Here is a 16,983-nt window from a genome sequence, read left to right on the forward strand (position 1 = left end):
GTCAACGCTGGTGTCGTCGTTTTGCTGGAGTTGCGCATGCTGTTGCCCATTCTTCTGTTGTCCGCCGCCGGTTTCACGGTGCTGACCACGGAATTCGTCATTGTCGGCCTGTTGCCGGCGATTGCCCGAGACCTTGAAGTCACCATCCCGCAGGCCGGGTTGCTGGTGACTCTATTCGCTTTTACCGTGGCCATGTTCGGGCCTTTCTTGACCGCATATTTCGCCCGCTTCGAGCGGCGCAAACTGTTTATCAGCATCCTGATCATGTTTGGCCTGGCCAATACGGTGGCCGCGCTGGCGCCTAATATCTGGGTAATGGCGATTGCCCGCTTGATCCCGGCGCTCGGTCTGCCGGTGTTCTGGGCCTTGGCCAGTGAGACGGCAGTGGACATCGTCGGCCCGGATTTCGCCGGGCGGGCGATCGCCAAGATTGGCTTCGGCATTGTCTGCGCGACGGTGTTCGGCATTCCGGTCGGCACGCTGATTTCCGACGCATTCGGCTGGCGCAGCGCCTTCGGCATTCTGGCGGTGATCGCCTTTGCCAAAGCCTTGTTACTGTTTGTCTACCTGCCGAAAACCAGCCTGCACCAGCATCAGGTCAGCTTCCGTTCGCAGTTCAAGATCCTGCGCAGCCCGTTGATGATTGGCCACATCGTGCTGTCGATTCTGGTGTTCAGCGGCATGTTTACCGCTTACACCTATCTGGCCGACATTCTTGAGCGCCTCGCCGGTTTCAACGGCACCGTGGTCGGTTGGTGCCTGATGGCCTTCGGTGCGGTCGGGCTGATCGGTAACTCGCTGGGCGGTCGCGCGGTGGACCGGCATCCGCTGGGGGCGTCGGTGTTGTTTTGCGCATTCATGATTGCCGGCATGGTCTCGCTGGTGCCAAACATTCATTCACCGCTGGGGCTGGCAGTGGCGATGGGCATCTGGGGCATTACCCAAGCCGCGTTGTTCCTGGTCAGCCATGTACGACTGATGAAAGCCGCGCCAGAAGCGCCGGCCTTTGCTGCTTCGTTGAACATCGCCGGAGCCAATCTGGGCATCGGCCTGGGCGCCATGGTCGGTGGCCGGGTCATCGACAGTGCGGGGCTGGGCTTCCTCGGCTTTGCCGCCGCCGGCTTCATTCTGCTGTCGGTGTTCCTCGCCATGGTGTTGATGACGCTCAAGCCGCGCGAAATGTGCGCCGAGGCGTCATAACGCCGTAAACAGCTCGCGTCGGGCACCTTCGGTAATCGCAACGATGCCGGGGTGCTTGACCTTGCGTTCCACCGAAATGGCATAAAACGACTCGGTCACGGCGTCCGTCTGGCCAATCAGCTCGACGCCGTACTGGCGCTTCACCTCATCGGCAATCACGCTCGGGCCAATGAAAATCCCGCTGCCGGATTGGCCGAACGCCTGCATCAACGCACTGTCATCGAACTCGCCAACGATTTGCGGCTGGATCTGCTGCTCGGCAAACCAGCGCTGCAAGCGACTGCGCACCACGGTTTCGGCGCCGGGAATCAGCAGTGGCGCGCCGTGCAGGCTGCGCGGGAAGTCCTGCCCGTACCTGGCCGCCAGTTCAGGGGTGGCAAAAAAACTGATCCCACATTCACCGAGCTTCTGGCTGTAGCCCTTGATGTCGAGGTGCGAGGGCATCGGGCTGTCGGAGATCACCAAGTCGAGGCGCTGGATCGCCAGATCGGCGAGCAAGCGTTCCAGTTTGTCTTCGCGGCAAGTGATGCGCAGCGGCTCGTTCAACTCCATGGTCGGCGCAATCAGGCGATAGACAATGGATTTCGGTACCACGTCCGCCACGCCGACGCGGAACAGAATCTGCTGTTCGTTGGGTTGCGCGCGCAGCATCAGTTCCAGTTCGCCGCCCAGTTGAAACATTTGCTCGGCGTAGGGCAGGGCCTGACGCCCGGCTTCGGTGAGCTCCAGTTGGCGGCCGACTCGTCTGAACAGTTCGATGCCATAGGTTTGTTCGAGCAGGGAAATCTGCCCGCTGATGGTCTGCGGGGTCAGATTCAGCTGCTCGCAGGCGCGCACGATGCTGCCGGTCTTGGCCACGACCCAGAAGTAATGCAGTTGGCGGTAATTGAGCATGACGGTCTACAGTTCGTTAAAACCGAAGTATAGCCGCTAAAAATACGAATTTTCCTGAAGTGTTTGTCTCCCTAGAATGCCCAGCCATCGACGGCCGGTTTATGACCCTGTCTGTTCATTCGAAGGAAGCCTCATGAAATACACAATCCCTGCGTTGATGTTTACGTCTTTACTGCTTCTGGCCGGTTGCGACCAGGCCGAGAAAAGCGCCCAGCAACTGATGGGCAAGGCTGCCGAAAGCGCCAAGCAAGCGATCGACGATACGCACAAGGCCGCTGAACAAGCGCTCAGCGATGCCACCGGTGGCTTGATCGAGAAGAAAGAAACACCGGAAAAAGACGCGGAAAAATCCGAATCTTCCTCCAAGACCATCTAAATCGTCTTACACAGAGTCAGGACTGACCCATGGAATATCTGTTACAGCTCGCCGCCAGCCCCACCGCTTGGGTTGCCTTGGCCACATTGGTGGTGATGGAAATCGTGCTCGGCATCGATAACCTGATCTTTATCTCGATCCTGACCAACAAATTGCCCAAGCAGTACCAGCAGAAGGCCCGCCGCATCGGTATCGGCATGGCGTTGATCCTGCGTCTGGCGTTGTTGAGCACCATCGCGTTCATCGTGCAGTTGACCGCACCTGTGATCGAGATTCTTGGCCAGGCGTTCTCCTGGAAGGACATGATCCTGATCGCCGGTGGTCTGTTCCTGGTCTGGAAAGCCACGACCGAGATCCATCACAGCATGGACCCGGCCCCGGAAGATCCGAAGTCGGCGACCTCGACGGTCACCTTGGGTTTCGCGGCTGCCATCGGTCAGATCCTGATGCTCGACATGGTGTTCTCGATCGACAGCATCATTACCGCGGTCGGCATGACCGAACACTTGCCGATCATGATCATCGCGGTGGTGGTGTCGGTGCTGGTGATGCTGTTTGCGGCTGAACCGTTGGCCAAGTTCATCAACGACAACCCGACGGTGGTGATGCTGGCGCTGGGCTTCCTGATCATGATCGGTATGACGCTGATCGCCGAAGGCTTCGGCGCCCATGTACCGAAAGGTTATGTGTATGCGGCGATGGCGTTCTCGGCTTCGATTGAAGTGCTGAACATGATGTCGCGCAGGGCTAAGCAGAAGAAGTTGGCTGAGCAGGCTTAACCGCTGAAAGTACAAAAAACGCCTGAACTCTTTGAGATCAGGCGTTTTTTTTTGATTCAAGATTTGCAGTGTGGAATAGAGCCAGCCCCTCACCCCAGCCCTCTCCCAAGGGAGAGGGGGAAAGGGAGCCGATTTGTGTAGTTTTCAAAATTTCGTTCAACCTGGTCTTTCAGGTCGGCGCAACTCGGAAAAACAACTCGGTCAGTCCCCTCTCCCTTTGGGAGAGGGCTAGGGTGAGGGGCTTTTGCTTTTGACGTTAACCCTCAATGCGCGGCGGCATGGCGCGCGCGGTGTTTCCCGGTTTTCTCAACCGCAGCAGGCTCAATCGGATGGTGATGGTGGCGCCGCGAAATCCGCAACACGCCCCACAGCATGGCGGCGGCCACGGCCAGCCAGCCGGCAATCAACATTACGATGGTCATGGTCAGGCTCATCGGTGCCTCCTCTTTGCCCTGCATCGGGCGCACACGTTTTTCAATTCGCTCTGTTTCAGTGACAGTCTAGTCAATGCGGTGTTTCAGACTATTGACCAAAGGTCGCTGGTGACTAATCAGTTCGCTCTATGCAATTGATGTGTCTGCCGCTTAAGGCTATACCGCAGCCGGGCGCGGCCCTATGATCGCAGGCGTTGCCGGAACACGATGACCGGCGTCTGAACAGAGAGTGATGATGGTGCAGGTATTTTCTCGAATTCGTGCGGCACTGCTGGTGGCCGGTTGCGCGGTCGTGTTGGCCGGGTGTGCAGGCAGTGTGGCGCCGGAGGTCAAGCGTCTGCCGGAGCGGGTCGAGCTGAGCGGCACGTTCTATCGCGGCGAAGCCAATCAGAGTGGGCCGCAAGTATTGGCCAGTCTGTTGTCGCAGCAAGGCATCGTGATCACGCCGGGTTTGCTCGAAAAACCGCTGCACCTCCCGGGTGCTGAAGACAAACTGCAGCAGAACATCCAGAACCTTGCCCGCGAATACGGCATGGTTGTCTACCCACTGGACAGCAATTTACCCGCGCTGCTGACTCAGGTTGCCGCTGGCTACCCGGTGATGGTGCGCATGAGTGAAGGTTCGGCATTCTGGGCCGAGCCGCGTTACGCGATCCTGTCCGGCTACGATCGCAATAAGCAGAAGGTGTTGTTGCGCGCCGGCATGAACCGCCGCGAACTGATGAGCTTCAGCTCGTTCGAATCGGCCCTGGAGAAATCCGGTGGCTGGGCAATCCTGATCCAGAAGCCGTCGCAGATCCCCGCTGCCGTTGACCGCCAGCGCTGGCTCAAGGCTGCCGACGAACTGGCTCAGGCCGGTCAGGAAAACGAAGCGGCGCAGGCGCGCAAGGCCCTCGCCGCGCACTGAGTTCCCGTTCGTCATCTGCCGGGCACATCTGCGCCCGGCAGGCCTCCTATTTGTAGAGCCCGTGTTCTGCGGGTGAACCAGGAGGCGATATGAAAGATTCCCCAGCAGCGAAAGGCCCGCATTCGTCCGAGCATTCCTCGGGAGATGATCTGGGGTTCGATCCGGACTCGCCCGATCTTGATGATCCGCAGGTCGACCCTGTCGGCCCCGCCAAGGCGCCTCTCGACGTCGAGTCCGGCGAGGATGCCAAGAAGCCTGCCAAACCCTATGACCCTCTGGCCAATCTGAAACCTTGATGCGAGGTGCATATGAGTACCGATTCGAGCTTCGACGATCAAAAAAAAACGCCGGACAGTGTTCCAACCCCGCCAGAGCCGGAGATTGATCCGGTGCTGGACCCGGACAGTCCGCTGCGCGACCCAATGGCCCGGCCGAATGTGCTGACGCCTGAGCCTTCGCGGGATCCGAGTAAAGGTGACGGCATCCCTGATGACGATAAGATGCCGCTGCCCAATGACTGATTCACAGACGAAAAAAAGCCCCGAATGTTCGGGGCTTTTTCTTGGGCTGCGAATTACTTGGAGGCTTCAACCACGCCGCTCTGGCGCGACTTCAGGTTTTTCTCGGCCTTGTATTGTTGCGCCACCGCAGGAACATTGGCGCTTCTGCCGGTTTCCACCCAGCTGCGGATGCGGCTGGCATCGGCGAAATGGGTGTATTTGCCAAAGGCATCGAGAATCACCAGTGCGACCGGACGGTTACCCATCTTGGTCACCAGCACCAGGCAGTGACCAGCAGGGTTGGTGAAACCGGTCTTGGTGATCTTGATGTCCCAGTCAGCCTTGTTTACCAAGTGATCGGTGTTACGGAAACCCAGGGTGTAATTGGGTTTACGAAACGACACCGTCTTTTCCTTGGTGGTGGTCAGCTCGCTGAGGATCGGGTACTTGCTGGCGGCGACCAGCAATTTGCTCAGGTCGCGGGCGGTGGAGACGTTACGCTCGGACAGGCCAGTCGGCTCGACATAGTGCGTGTTGGTCATGCCAAGCGCCTTGGCCTTGGCGTTCATCGCTGCGATGAAGGCTGCGTAGCCACCCGGGTAATGATGCGCCAGGCTCGCGGCGGCACGGTTTTCCGAGGACATCAGCGCAATCAGCAGCATCTCGCGGCGCGGCAGCTCACTTTTCAGTTTGACTCGGGAGAACACACCCTTCATTTCCGGTGTGTTGCTGATATCGACATTGATCCATTCGTCCATGTTCTGCCGGGCTTCAACCACTACCAATCCAGTCATCAGCTTGCTGACAGAGGCGATCGGCACAATCACGTCAGGGTTGCTGGAGTAGATGACTTTGTTGGTCTGCATATCCATGAGCAGGGCGCTGCCGGAGGCGATCTTCAGGGTCGAAGCGTCACGTGGGGCAGCGGTGGTTTCCGCAGCGTTGATCGTTGGCGTGATGAAAGTGCCTGAAACTGCAAAAAACAGGCTCAGAATCGAAAGACGAATTTTCACGCGGGCGAACTCATAAAGGTTGGATATTCCGTTAGTTTGTAACGGGTTATTTCTTCAAAGCGTCGCATTCTAGGAGTATGGCTGAAGATCTGTCGATGGTTGTTTGAATGACCTGAAAAACTCGTGAAAAGGCCTGTAAAAAGAGGGGTTTCCGGCGAACGGTTACAGTTTTTTCTCAAGCATGAAAAAACCCGCACGAAGCGGGTTTTTTTGACGGCTGAAACAACGCCTCAGACGTGCAGGGTTTCTGCAGCGTAGAGGGTGTTTTCCAGCAGGCAGGCGCGAGTCATCGGACCGACGCCGCCCGGTACCGGAGTGATCCAGCCGGCGCGGGGCAGGGCGGTTTCGTAGACGACGTCACCGACCAGTTTGCCGTCGTCCTGACGGTTGATGCCGACGTCGATCACGATCGCGCCTTCCTTGATCCACTCGCCTTTGACCAGGCCCGGCTTGCCGGCGGCCACGACCACCAGATCGGCACGACCGACGTGGCCGGCCAGATCCTTGGTGAAGCGGTGGGTGACGGTCACGGTGCAGCCGGCCAGCAACAGCTCCATCGCCATCGGGCGACCGACGATGTTGGACGCGCCGACAACCACTGCGTCCATGCCATAAAGATCAGCGCCGGTGCTTTCCAGCAAGGTCATGATGCCTTTAGGTGTGCACGGGCGTAGCAGCGGAATGCGCTGGGCCAGACGACCGACGTTATAAGGATGGAAACCATCGACGTCTTTGTCCGGGCGGATGCGCTCCAGCAGTTTGGAGGCGTCCAGGTGCTCGGGCAGCGGCAGTTGCAGCAGGATGCCGTCGATTGCCGGATCGTCGTTGAGGCGATCGATCAGATCGGTCAATGCGTCCTGGGTGGTTTCGGAGGGCAGGTCGTAGGCTTGAGAGAGGAAGCCGACCTCTTCACAGTCTTTACGCTTGTGCGAGACATAAACCTGAGAGGCAGGATCGCTGCCGACCAGGATCACCGCGAGGCCGGGAGTGCGCAGGCCTTGCTGGCGACGCTCGGCAACTCGTTGGGCGATCTGCTGGCGCAGGCTGGCGGCGATCGATTTGCCGTCGATTAGTTGAGCAGTCATTGCGCGTGATTAACCATCGAGAGGGGAAAAAATGAGAACGCATTCTCGCATGTCGAGCGGTGGGGGCAAAGGCGCTTGGTCAGCAAATTCCCCTAACTCCTTTAATTAAATGAATTTTTTTCAAAAAGGATTTGACGACCTTGGGAGCGCTCTATACTATTCGTCGCACTTGTCGGGCACAGCCTAGCACTGGTTAAGAAGGTGAAGCGGAATTACGATTCGGCGACACTGGAAAGCACTTAGTTTGTAGTCCTTTAAGAGTACAGATTAATAAGGCGCCCGTAGCTCAGCTGGATAGAGCATCCGCCTTCTAAGCGGATGGTCGCAGGTTCGAGTCCTGCCGGGTGCGCCATTAGGCAGCTTTGGCACAAGTAACGCGATATGGTGGGCGTAGCTCAGTTGGTAGAGCACGGGATTGTGACTCCCGTTGTCGTGGGTTCGATCCCCATCGTCCACCCCATATTTCGAAAGGCGCCAGATGTAACAGTCTGGCGCCTTTGCTTTAAAAGCTTCATCCGCGGATGTGGTGGAATTGGTAGACACACTGGATTTAGGTTCCAGCGCCGCGAGGCGTAAGAGTTCGAGTCTCTTCATCCGCACCAATTAAAGCTTCATTCATGTCTTCGGGCTGGTGAGGTTTCAACAAAGAAGTTATTTGGCTTTTTTGTTACGCAATATGGTGGGCGTAGCTCAGTTGGTAGAGCACGGGATTGTGACTCCCGTTGTCGTGGGTTCGATCCCCATCGTCCACCCCATATTTCGAAAGGCGCCAGATTTAACAGTCTGGCGCCTTTTTTGTTTTGCGGTTTTGAAAACCGGCGATGGCCGGTTTCGAGACGCAGGAGCAGGGCGCTTCGTCGTATTTATGTTGCTCGATGATGCTGCGCTGCTCGCCGGACCTGCTTGCAGGTTCGGCCGTCAGGGAATGATTGGCAGTCTCCTCTATATATAGAAGAGGTTGGCGCAGAGCCCTGGCGTGATTGGTTGTATTCGCCTTTGGGGCGCGCTGCATTTGTGCCGCGGTCCCTATAAATTGCCTGCTGTTTTTTTACCCGTTTTCAGTAGGGTGACTTCTTGAGTTTGACCCACTAGAATGCATGCCCTTGATTCTGGGGTCGGAAACGGCCGGCTAACGTCTGTGCAACGAGGAATATCCATGCAAGTTTCTGTTGAAAATACTACTGCTCTCGAGCGCCGCATGAGCGTCACCGTGCCGGCTGAGCGCATCGAGACTCAGGTCAACAAGCGTCTGCAGCAGACTGCCCAAAAGGCCAAGATTGCTGGCTTCCGTCCAGGCAAAGTGCCAATGAGCGAAATCAAGCGCCGTTTCGGTGCTGACGCTCGTCAGGAAGCTGTTGGTGATGTTATCCAGTCCTCCTTCTACGAAGCAGTGGTTGAGCAAAAGCTGAACCCGGCGGGTTCGCCTTCGATCGAGCCTAAGTCGCTCGAAGCTGGCAAGGATCTGGAATACGTTGCTGTGTTCGAAGTGTTCCCTGAGTTCACCGTTGCCGGTTTCGACGGCATCACCGTTGAGCGCCTGAGCGCTGACGTGGCTGACGCTGACCTGGACAAAATGCTCGACATCCTGCGCAAGCAGAACACCCGTTTTGAAGTGGCCGATCGTGCTGCCCAGAACGAAGACCAACTGAACATCGATTTCGTTGGCAAGGTTGACGGCGAAGTGTTCGCTGGCGGTTCCGCCAAAGGCACTCAGCTGGTTCTGGGTTCCGGCCGCATGATTCCTGGCTTCGAAGAAGGCCTGGTTGGCGCCAAGGCTGGCGAAGAACGCGTTCTGAACCTGACCTTCCCAGAGGACTATCAGAACCTGGACCTGGCTGGCAAAACCGCCGAGTTCACCGTGACGGTCAACACTGTTTCCGAGCCTAAGCTGCCTGAGCTGAACGAAGAGTTCTTCGCTCAATTCGGCATCAAGGAAAGCGGCATCGACGGTTTCCGCACCGAAGTTCGCAAGAACATGGAGCGTGAACTGCGTCAGGCGATCAAATCCAAGGTCAAGAATCAGGTAATGGACGGTCTGCTGGCCACCAACCCGATCGAAGTGCCTAAGGCTCTGCTGTCCAACGAAGTTGACCGTCTGCGCGTGCAGGCTGTTCAGCAGTTCGGCGGCAACATCAAGCCTGATCAACTGCCGGCCGAGCTGTTCGAAGAGCAAGCCAAGCGCCGCGTTGTGCTGGGTCTGATCGTTGCTGAAGTGGTCAAGCAGTTCGACCTGAAGCCTGACGAAGCTCGCGTTCGCGAAATGATTCAGGAAATGGCTTCGGCTTACCAGGAGCCTGAGCAGGTCGTGTCGTGGTACTACAAAAACGAGCAGCAACTGAACGAAGTGCGTTCGGTTGTGCTGGAAGAACAAGTTGTGGATACTGTTCTGCAGAAAGCTAGCGTGACCGACAAATCGGTCTCTTACGAAGAAGCGGTCAAGCCGGTAGAAGCTCCAACAGCCGACTGATTGTTTTTGCGTTAAGAAGTACACACATAAGCCAGCCTTCGCGCTGGCTTATGCGTATTCAAGACATAACTATTTGGGAGTGACTGCAGAGCATGTTCCGTAATTCGTATATTCAGCAGAACTCTGATATCCAGGCCGCAGGCGGCCTGGTCCCGATGGTTGTCGAGCAATCTGCTCGTGGCGAACGCGCCTATGACATCTATTCGCGCCTGCTCAAGGAGCGAGTGATCTTTCTGGTTGGTCCGGTAGAGGACTACATGGCCAACCTGATTTGCGCGCAACTGCTGTTCCTTGAAGCGGAAAACCCGGACAAGGACATCCATCTCTATATCAACTCCCCGGGCGGTTCGGTGACAGCGGGCATGTCGATCTACGACACCATGCAGTTCATCAAGCCTAACGTATCGACCACTTGCATCGGCCAGGCCTGCAGCATGGGCGCATTCCTGCTGACCGCAGGTGCCCCAGGCAAGCGATTCTGCCTGCCGAACTCGCGCGTGATGATTCACCAGCCACTGGGCGGTTTCCAGGGCCAGGCGTCGGATATCGAAATTCACGCCAAGGAAATCCTCTTCATCCGCGAGCGTTTGAACACGCTGATGGCCAAGCACAGCGGGCGTACTCTGGAAGAAATCGAGCGCGATACCAATCGCGACAACTTCATGAGTGCCGAAGCTGCGAAGGAATATGGCCTGATCGACGAAGTGATCAACCAGCGCCCAGCTTAAAATAAGCAGCTCAAAATAGGCTTGGTCGGCTGGTCTGATCAGCGGCGGGCTTGAAAAAGCCCGCAATAGCCTTCATCTTGTGTTGCAAGCCTATCGGATTTGGATCGAACGAATGACTGACACCCGCAACGGCGAGGACAACGGCAAGCTGCTCTATTGCTCCTTCTGTGGCAAAAGCCAGCATGAAGTGCGCAAATTGATTGCCGGCCCCTCGGTCTTTATCTGCGACGAGTGCGTCGACCTGTGCAATGACATCATCCGCGAGGAGGTGCAGGAAGCCCAGGCCGAAAGCAGCGCGCATAAATTGCCTTCGCCTAAAGAAATCAGCGGCATCCTTGATCAGTATGTGATTGGTCAAGAGCGTGCAAAAAAGGTTCTGGCCGTAGCGGTGTACAACCACTACAAGCGTCTGAACCAGCGTGACAAAAAGGCTGACGACGTCGAACTCGGCAAGAGCAACATCCTGCTGATCGGCCCGACCGGCTCTGGTAAAACCCTGCTGGCCGAAACTCTGGCCCGCTTGCTGAACGTTCCGTTCACCATCGCTGACGCAACCACCCTCACCGAGGCGGGTTACGTGGGTGAAGATGTCGAGAACATCATTCAGAAACTGCTGCAAAAGTGCGATTACGACGTAGAGAAGGCCCAGATGGGTATTGTCTACATCGATGAAATCGACAAGATTTCGCGCAAGTCCGACAACCCGTCGATCACCCGGGACGTTTCCGGTGAAGGCGTGCAGCAGGCCTTGCTCAAGTTGATCGAAGGCACGGTCGCTTCCGTACCGCCGCAAGGTGGCCGCAAGCACCCGCAGCAGGAATTCCTGCAGGTCGACACCCGTAACATCCTGTTCATCTGCGGTGGTGCGTTCTCCGGTCTGGAAAAGGTTATTCAAAACCGTTCCACCAAGGGCGGCATCGGCTTCAACGCAGAAGTGCGCAGCAAGGAAGAAGGCAAGAAAGTCGGTGAATCCCTGCGTGAAGTCGAGCCTGACGATCTGGTCAAGTTCGGTCTGATCCCGGAATTCGTCGGTCGTCTGCCGGTCCTCGCGACGCTGGACGAGCTCGACGAGGCTGCGCTGATGCAGATCCTCACCGAGCCGAAAAATGCTCTGACCAAACAGTATGCCAAGCTGTTCGAGATGGAAGGCGTGGATCTGGAATTCCGGACCGACGCACTGAAATCGGTCGCCAAGCGTGCCCTGGAACGTAAGACCGGTGCCCGTGGCCTGCGCTCGATTCTCGAAGGTGTGCTGCTCGACACGATGTATGAAATCCCCTCGCAGTCCGAGGTGAGCAAAGTCGTGATCGATGAAAGCGTGATCGAAGGCAAGTCCAAGCCACTGTATATCTACGAGAACAGTGAGCCGACGGCCAAGGCAGCGCCGGACGCGTAAGTGTCTACTGCGCTGTAACAAAGAAGGGGCCTTCGGGCCTCTTTTTTTTTATGTCGTTTTTTACATCCGCTTTGCGCTTGTTTTTTTTCAAGGCAGCCCCCATCTTGGTTTCAAGCTTAATTCCATCTGATTACGGCCATATGGCCGCCGTAGAGGCGAAATCATGAAGACAACCATCGAATTGCCTCTCCTGCCATTGCGTGATGTCGTGGTTTATCCGCACATGGTTATCCCGCTGTTCGTGGGGCGCGAGAAATCCATCGAAGCCCTCGAGGCCGCGATGACGGGCGACAAGCAGATCCTCCTGCTGGCCCAGAGAAACCCGGCTGACGATGATCCCGGTGAAGACGCTCTCTATCGCGTAGGTACCATCGCCACTGTTCTGCAACTGCTCAAGCTGCCTGACGGCACCGTCAAGGTGTTGGTCGAAGGTGAGCAGCGCGGCACCGTCGAGCGCTTCAGCGAAGTCGACGGCCACTGTCGTGCCGAAGTCTCGTTGATCGAAGAAGTCGACGCCGCCGAGCGCGAATCCGAAGTGTTCGTGCGTACGCTGCTGTCGCAGTTCGAGCAATACGTACAGTTGGGCAAGAAAGTCCCGGCTGAAGTCCTGTCGTCGCTCAACAGCATCGATGAGCCGGGTCGTCTGGTCGACACCATGGCCGCGCACATGGCGCTGAAAATCGAGCAGAAGCAGGAAATCCTCGAAATCATCGATTTGTCGGCCCGGGTCGAACACGTTCTGGCGTTGCTGGATGCCGAGATCGACCTGCTGCAAGTTGAAAAACGCATTCGTGGCCGTGTCAAAAAGCAAATGGAGCGCAGTCAGCGCGAGTACTACCTGAATGAGCAGATGAAGGCCATTCAGAAAGAACTCGGCGACAGCGACGAAGGCCACAACGAAATCGAAGACCTGAAAAAGCGTATCGACGCTGCCGGTCTGCCGAAAGACGCGTTGGCCAAGGCCACCGCCGAGCTGAACAAGCTCAAGCAAATGTCGCCGATGTCCGCTGAGGCCACCGTGGTGCGCTCCTACATCGACTGGCTGGTGCAGGTGCCGTGGAAGGCTCAGAGCAAGGTACGCCTGGACCTGGCGCGTGCAGAAGACATTCTCGATGCCGATCACTACGGCCTCGAAGAGGTCAAGGAACGCATCCTTGAATACCTCGCCGTGCAAAAGCGCGTGAAAAAAATTCGTGGCCCGGTGTTGTGCCTGGTCGGTCCTCCGGGCGTGGGCAAGACCTCGCTGGCAGAGTCGATCGCTCACGCGACCAACCGCAAATTCGTGCGCATGGCCCTTGGTGGTGTGCGTGATGAAGCGGAAATTCGTGGCCACCGCCGGACTTACATCGGTTCGATGCCAGGAAGATTGATTCAAAAGATGACAAAGGTGGGCGTACGCAACCCGCTGTTCCTGCTCGATGAAATCGACAAAATGGGCAGCGACATGCGTGGCGACCCGGCGTCGGCGTTGCTGGAAGTGCTCGACCCGGAGCAAAACCACAACTTCAACGACCATTATCTGGAAGTCGATTACGACCTTTCCGATGTGATGTTCCTGTGCACCTCGAACTCGATGAACATCCCGCCGGCGCTGCTCGACCGGATGGAAGTGATCCGTCTGCCGGGCTACACCGAAGACGAGAAGATCAACATCGCGGTCAAATACCTCTCGCCAAAACAGATTGCGGCCAATGGTCTGAAGAAGGGCGAGCTGGAATTCGATGCCGAAGCGATCCGCGACATCATCCGTTACTACACCCGTGAAGCCGGTGTGCGTGGCCTCGAACGTCAGATCGCCAAGGTCTGCCGCAAAGCGGTGAAAGAGCACGCAATGGAAAAACGCTTCTCGGTGAAAGTGACAGCTGACTTGCTGGAACACTTCCTCGGTGTGCGCAAATTCCGCTACGGCCTGGCCGAGCAGCAGGATCAGATCGGTCAGGTGACCGGCCTTGCCTGGACCCAGGTCGGCGGCGAATTGCTGACCATCGAAGCCGCAGTTGTGCCGGGTAAAGGTCAGTTGATCAAGACCGGTTCGCTGGGCGACGTAATGGTCGAATCGATCACTGCCGCGCTGACCGTGGTGCGCAGCCGCGCCAAGAGTCTGGGCATTCCTCTGGACTTCCACGAGAAGCGCGACACACACATTCACATGCCGGAAGGGGCGACGCCGAAAGACGGCCCTAGCGCCGGTGTGGGCATGTGCACGGCGCTGGTGTCGGCCTTGACCGGCATTCCGGTACGCGCCGATGTCGCCATGACGGGTGAGATTACGCTGCGCGGTCAAGTGCTGGCGATTGGCGGTCTGAAGGAAAAACTGCTGGCGGCACACCGCGGCGGAATCAAGATTGTGATTATTCCGGAAGAGAACGTGCGCGATCTGAAGGAGATTCCTGACAATATCAAGCAGGATCTGCAGATTAAACCGGTTAAATGGATTGACGAGGTCCTGCAAATTGCGCTGCAATACGCGCCGGAGCCCTTGCCGGATGTGGCTCCGGAGATAGTTGCCAAGGACGAAAAACGTGAGTCTGACTCTAAGGAAAGAATTAGCACGCATTAATACGTTTTTGCCTGGGGGGCTTCCTTGACAGCTTTTTAGAGCCCTTGTTATAAAGCGGCTCTTAAGTGTCTGTAGGCCATTCAGCACTCGTTTTTGCTTTCACCAAAAAACTTAGAATCATCTCAAAATAGATATAAGGGGACTTAGAGTGAACAAGTCGGAACTGATTGATGCTATCGCTGCATCCGCTGATATCCCGAAAGCTGCTGCTGGCCGTGCGCTGGACGCTGTAATCGAATCCGTCACTGGCGCTCTCAAGGCTGGCGACTCCGTTGTTCTGGTTGGTTTCGGTACTTTCTCCGTCACTGATCGTCCAGCTCGCGTTGGTCGTAACCCACAGACCGGCAAGACGCTGCAAATCGCTGCTGCTAAAAAACCAGGTTTCAAAGCCGGTAAAGCACTGAAAGAAGCGGTTAACTAAGTTTCAGTTTTTACCCATCCGGGTCGGGGTCATGCCTGACTTGGCAGCGGAGCGGTAGAGCAGGTCACTGAAACAGTTGCCTGTAACGCCGGGATCGAGGGTTCGAGCCCTGTCCGCTCCGCCAGTTACGAGAAGGCGCATCCTCGGATGCGCCTTTCTTCTATCCGGATTCTACCCACGCTCCACGGTTGCCTAATTTTGAAGTTCAACCGTTTCTGGGGGACGCATGCTGCAGAATATCAGGGACAATTCACAAGGCTGGATTGCCAAGACCATTATCGGGGTCATCGTTGCACTGATGGCCCTGACCGGTTTCGACGCCATTTTCCAGGCCACCACTCACAAGAATGAGGCGGCCAAGGTCAATGGTGAAGAAATCAGCCAAAACGAGCTGAGCCAGGCCGTTGACATGCAACGCCGTCAGCTGATGCAACAGCTGGGCAAAGACTTCGATGCTTCGTTGCTCGACGAAAAAATGCTCCGCGAATCGGCCCTCAAGGGTCTGATCGATCGCAAGTTGCTGCTGCAAGGTGCCGAACAGGCGAAGTTCGCTTTCTCCGAAGGCGCGTTGGATCAAGTGATCCTGCAGACCCCTGAGTTCCAGGTGGACGGCAAGTTCAGCTCCGAGCGTTTCGACCAGGTGATCCGTCAGTTGGGTTACAGCCGCATGCAATTCCGCCAGATGCTGGCTCAGGAAATGTTGATCGGCCAACTGCGCGCCGGTGTAGCCGGTAGCGGTTTCGTCACCGACGCCGAAGTGCTGGCCTTTGCCCGTCTGGAAAAACAGACCCGCGATTTCGCTACCCTGAACGTCAAGGCTGACCCGGCAGCGGTCAAGTTGACCGACGACGAAGTCAAGGCTTACTACGACGAGCACGCCAAGGAGTTCATGACTCCGGACCAAGTGATCATCGATTACGTAGAACTGAAGAAGTCCTCGTTCTTCGATCAGGTTGCGGTCAAGGATGAAGACCTGCAGGCGGCGTATCAGAAAGAAATCGCCAACCTGTCGGAACAGCGTCGCGCGGCGCACATTCTGATCGAAGTGAACGACAAGACCACCGAGGCTCAGGCCAAAGCGAAGATCGAAGAAGTCCAGGCGCGTCTGGCCAAGGGCGAGAAGTTCGAAGCGCTGGCCAAAGAGTTCTCGCAGGATCCGGGCTCGGCCAACAATGGCGGTGACCTCGGTTACGCAGGTCCTGGCGTGTACGATCCGGCGTTCGAAAAAGCCCTGTACTCGCTGTCGAAAGACCAGGTGTCCGAGCCGATTCGTACCGACTTCGGTTACCACTTGATCAAGCTGCTGGGCGTTGAAGCGCCTGAAGTGCCGACCCTGGCCAGCCTGAAAGACAAGCTGACCCGCGAGCTGAAAGCCGCACAGGTTGAACAGCGTTTTGTCGAGGCGACCAAGCAACTGGAAGACTCGGCGTTCGAAGCGTCTGACCTGGCTCAGCCAGCGGCGGATCTGAAACTGACCGTGCACACGTCCAAGCCATTCGGCCGCGAAGGTGGCGAAGGTGTTGCAGCCAACCGTGCTGTGGTCACCGCTGCGTTCAGCACTGAAGTGATCGACGAGGGTGCCAACAGCACCGCCATCGAGCTGGATCCGGAAACCGTGGTCGTGCTGCGTTCCAAGGAGCACCTGAAGCCTGCGCAACTGCCTTTGGAAAGCGTGAATGCGGCCATCCGCACTCAGTTGACCAAGGAGCACGCCAGTGCTGCTGCCAAGACCAAGGCCGAGAAGCTGATTGCGGATCTGCGTGATGGCAAGGCACCGTTGGACAAGGCAGTTGATGGTCAGAACTGGAAAGCCACCGAAGCGGCCACTCGTGGTCAGGAAGGGGTTGATCCGGCCGTGCTGCAAGCGTTGTTCCGTATGCCGAAGCCGGCGGCCAAGGACAAGCCGACGTTCACCAGCGTGACGCTGGCGGATGGCAGTCTGATGATCGTGCGTCTGAATGGCGTGAACGAAGCGGCTGCACCGACTGACGAAGAGAAGGTTCAGTACCGTCGCTTCCTCGCTTCGCGTGAAGGTCAGCAGGATTTTGCGGCGTATCGCAAGCAGTTGGAGAGTCAGGCGGACATCAAGCGGTTTTGATGGTTGACTGAGATGTGATGTGGAAGCCCCGGCCTGTATAGGTCGGGGCTTTTTTTTGGGGCTCAGGTTGGGTGAATATCCGTTTCTGTGGGGGGGCGGCTGGCGGTTTCGCCCTTACGGCGAGT

The 16,983-nt window shown here is 57.0% G+C and carries 16 protein-coding genes and 4 tRNA genes; 16 read left to right on the top strand and 4 right to left on the bottom strand.

Annotated features, from left to right (window positions below; genetic code table 11):
* Positions 1-36: 36 nt before the first annotated feature.
* Positions 37-1,200, top strand: a complete 1,164-nt coding sequence (locus tag A8O26_RS09080; protein ID WP_064117710.1) for an MFS transporter — start codon at positions 37-39, stop codon at positions 1,198-1,200.
* Here the strand turns inward: A8O26_RS09080 and nhaR are convergent.
* On the bottom strand, positions 1,195-2,094 hold the full coding sequence (gene nhaR, locus A8O26_RS09085) for a transcriptional activator NhaR (protein WP_038362809.1): 900 nt from the start codon (positions 2,092-2,094) through the stop codon (positions 1,195-1,197). The two genes, A8O26_RS09080 and nhaR, sit on opposite strands and share 6 nt — an antisense overlap.
* A 133-nt stretch (positions 2,095-2,227) precedes the next feature.
* Between nhaR and A8O26_RS09090 the strand changes: the two genes are divergently transcribed.
* Both A8O26_RS09090 and A8O26_RS09095 read left to right on the top strand, forming a co-directional pair.
* Positions 2,228-2,470, top strand: coding sequence for a hypothetical protein (locus tag A8O26_RS09090; protein WP_007917343.1), 243 nt, complete (start codon positions 2,228-2,230; stop codon positions 2,468-2,470).
* A gap of 29 nt (positions 2,471-2,499) precedes the next feature.
* Positions 2,500-3,249 (top strand): TerC family protein, encoded by a 750-nt coding sequence (locus A8O26_RS09095; protein WP_034154674.1) that lies wholly within the window; start codon positions 2,500-2,502, stop codon positions 3,247-3,249.
* A gap of 263 nt (positions 3,250-3,512) precedes the next feature.
* On the opposite strand, the gene A8O26_RS29930 is transcribed toward A8O26_RS09095, so the two are convergent.
* The gene (locus A8O26_RS29930) at positions 3,513-3,683 is read right to left on the bottom strand and encodes a hypothetical protein (protein ID WP_253756780.1); all 171 of its coding nucleotides are present in this window, start codon (positions 3,681-3,683) and stop codon (positions 3,513-3,515) included.
* A 235-nt stretch (positions 3,684-3,918) separates the two neighbouring features.
* On the opposite strand from A8O26_RS29930, the gene A8O26_RS09100 reads away from it, so the two are divergent.
* From A8O26_RS09100 to A8O26_RS09110, 3 genes are all read left to right on the top strand, one after another.
* Complete coding sequence (locus tag A8O26_RS09100; protein ID WP_064117711.1) at positions 3,919-4,590, top strand: peptidase C39 family protein; 672 nt, start codon at positions 3,919-3,921, stop codon at positions 4,588-4,590.
* An 89-nt stretch (positions 4,591-4,679) separates the two neighbouring features.
* Positions 4,680-4,886: a DUF6021 family protein gene (locus A8O26_RS29355; RefSeq protein ID WP_081265171.1), complete on the top strand. Its 207-nt coding sequence runs from the start codon at positions 4,680-4,682 to the stop codon at positions 4,884-4,886.
* A gap of 12 nt (positions 4,887-4,898) precedes the next feature.
* Positions 4,899-5,111: a hypothetical protein gene (locus A8O26_RS09110; protein WP_064117713.1), complete on the top strand. Its 213-nt coding sequence runs from the start codon at positions 4,899-4,901 to the stop codon at positions 5,109-5,111.
* 53 nt (positions 5,112-5,164) lie between these two features.
* On the opposite strand, the gene pbpG is transcribed toward A8O26_RS09110, so the two are convergent.
* Both pbpG and folD read right to left on the bottom strand, forming a co-directional pair.
* Entirely contained in the window at positions 5,165-6,103 is a 939-nt protein-coding gene (gene pbpG, locus A8O26_RS09115; protein ID WP_064117714.1) for a D-alanyl-D-alanine endopeptidase, read from the bottom strand.
* Between the two features lie 230 nt (positions 6,104-6,333).
* Positions 6,334-7,188 (bottom strand): bifunctional methylenetetrahydrofolate dehydrogenase/methenyltetrahydrofolate cyclohydrolase FolD, encoded by an 855-nt coding sequence (gene folD / locus A8O26_RS09120; RefSeq protein ID WP_064117715.1) that lies wholly within the window; start codon positions 7,186-7,188, stop codon positions 6,334-6,336.
* A 275-nt stretch (positions 7,189-7,463) separates the two neighbouring features.
* On the opposite strand from folD, the gene A8O26_RS09125 reads away from it, so the two are divergent.
* The 10 genes from A8O26_RS09125 (at position 7,464) to A8O26_RS09170 (ending at position 16,858) form a co-directional block, all read left to right on the top strand.
* Positions 7,464-7,540 (top strand) — tRNA-Arg (locus tag A8O26_RS09125).
* A 32-nt stretch (positions 7,541-7,572) separates the two neighbouring features.
* Positions 7,573-7,648 (top strand) — tRNA-His (locus A8O26_RS09130).
* Between the two features lie 57 nt (positions 7,649-7,705).
* A tRNA-Leu gene (locus A8O26_RS09135) sits at positions 7,706-7,790 on the top strand.
* A 77-nt stretch (positions 7,791-7,867) separates the two neighbouring features.
* A tRNA-His gene (locus tag A8O26_RS09140) sits at positions 7,868-7,943 on the top strand.
* Positions 7,944-8,344: 401 nt separating this feature from the next.
* Positions 8,345-9,655, top strand: a complete 1,311-nt coding sequence (tig, locus tag A8O26_RS09145; protein ID WP_064117716.1) for a trigger factor — start codon at positions 8,345-8,347, stop codon at positions 9,653-9,655.
* A gap of 92 nt (positions 9,656-9,747) precedes the next feature.
* Complete coding sequence (gene clpP, locus A8O26_RS09150) at positions 9,748-10,383, top strand: ATP-dependent Clp endopeptidase proteolytic subunit ClpP (protein WP_007951559.1); 636 nt, start codon at positions 9,748-9,750, stop codon at positions 10,381-10,383.
* A gap of 112 nt (positions 10,384-10,495) precedes the next feature.
* Positions 10,496-11,779, top strand: coding sequence for an ATP-dependent Clp protease ATP-binding subunit ClpX (clpX, locus tag A8O26_RS09155; RefSeq protein WP_003223632.1), 1,284 nt, complete (start codon positions 10,496-10,498; stop codon positions 11,777-11,779).
* Positions 11,780-11,942: 163 nt separating this feature from the next.
* Positions 11,943-14,339, top strand: a complete 2,397-nt coding sequence (gene lon, locus A8O26_RS09160; RefSeq protein ID WP_016986884.1) for an endopeptidase La — start codon at positions 11,943-11,945, stop codon at positions 14,337-14,339.
* 148 nt (positions 14,340-14,487) lie between these two features.
* Entirely contained in the window at positions 14,488-14,760 is a 273-nt protein-coding gene (locus tag A8O26_RS09165) for an HU family DNA-binding protein (protein ID WP_008077714.1), read from the top strand.
* A gap of 226 nt (positions 14,761-14,986) precedes the next feature.
* Complete coding sequence (locus A8O26_RS09170) at positions 14,987-16,858, top strand: SurA N-terminal domain-containing protein (protein WP_064117717.1); 1,872 nt, start codon at positions 14,987-14,989, stop codon at positions 16,856-16,858.
* Positions 16,859-16,983 lie beyond the last annotated feature (125 nt).

The organism is Pseudomonas fluorescens, assembly GCF_001648775.1.
In the GTDB taxonomy this organism is placed as follows: Bacteria; Pseudomonadota; Gammaproteobacteria; order Pseudomonadales; family Pseudomonadaceae; genus Aquipseudomonas; species Aquipseudomonas fluorescens_M.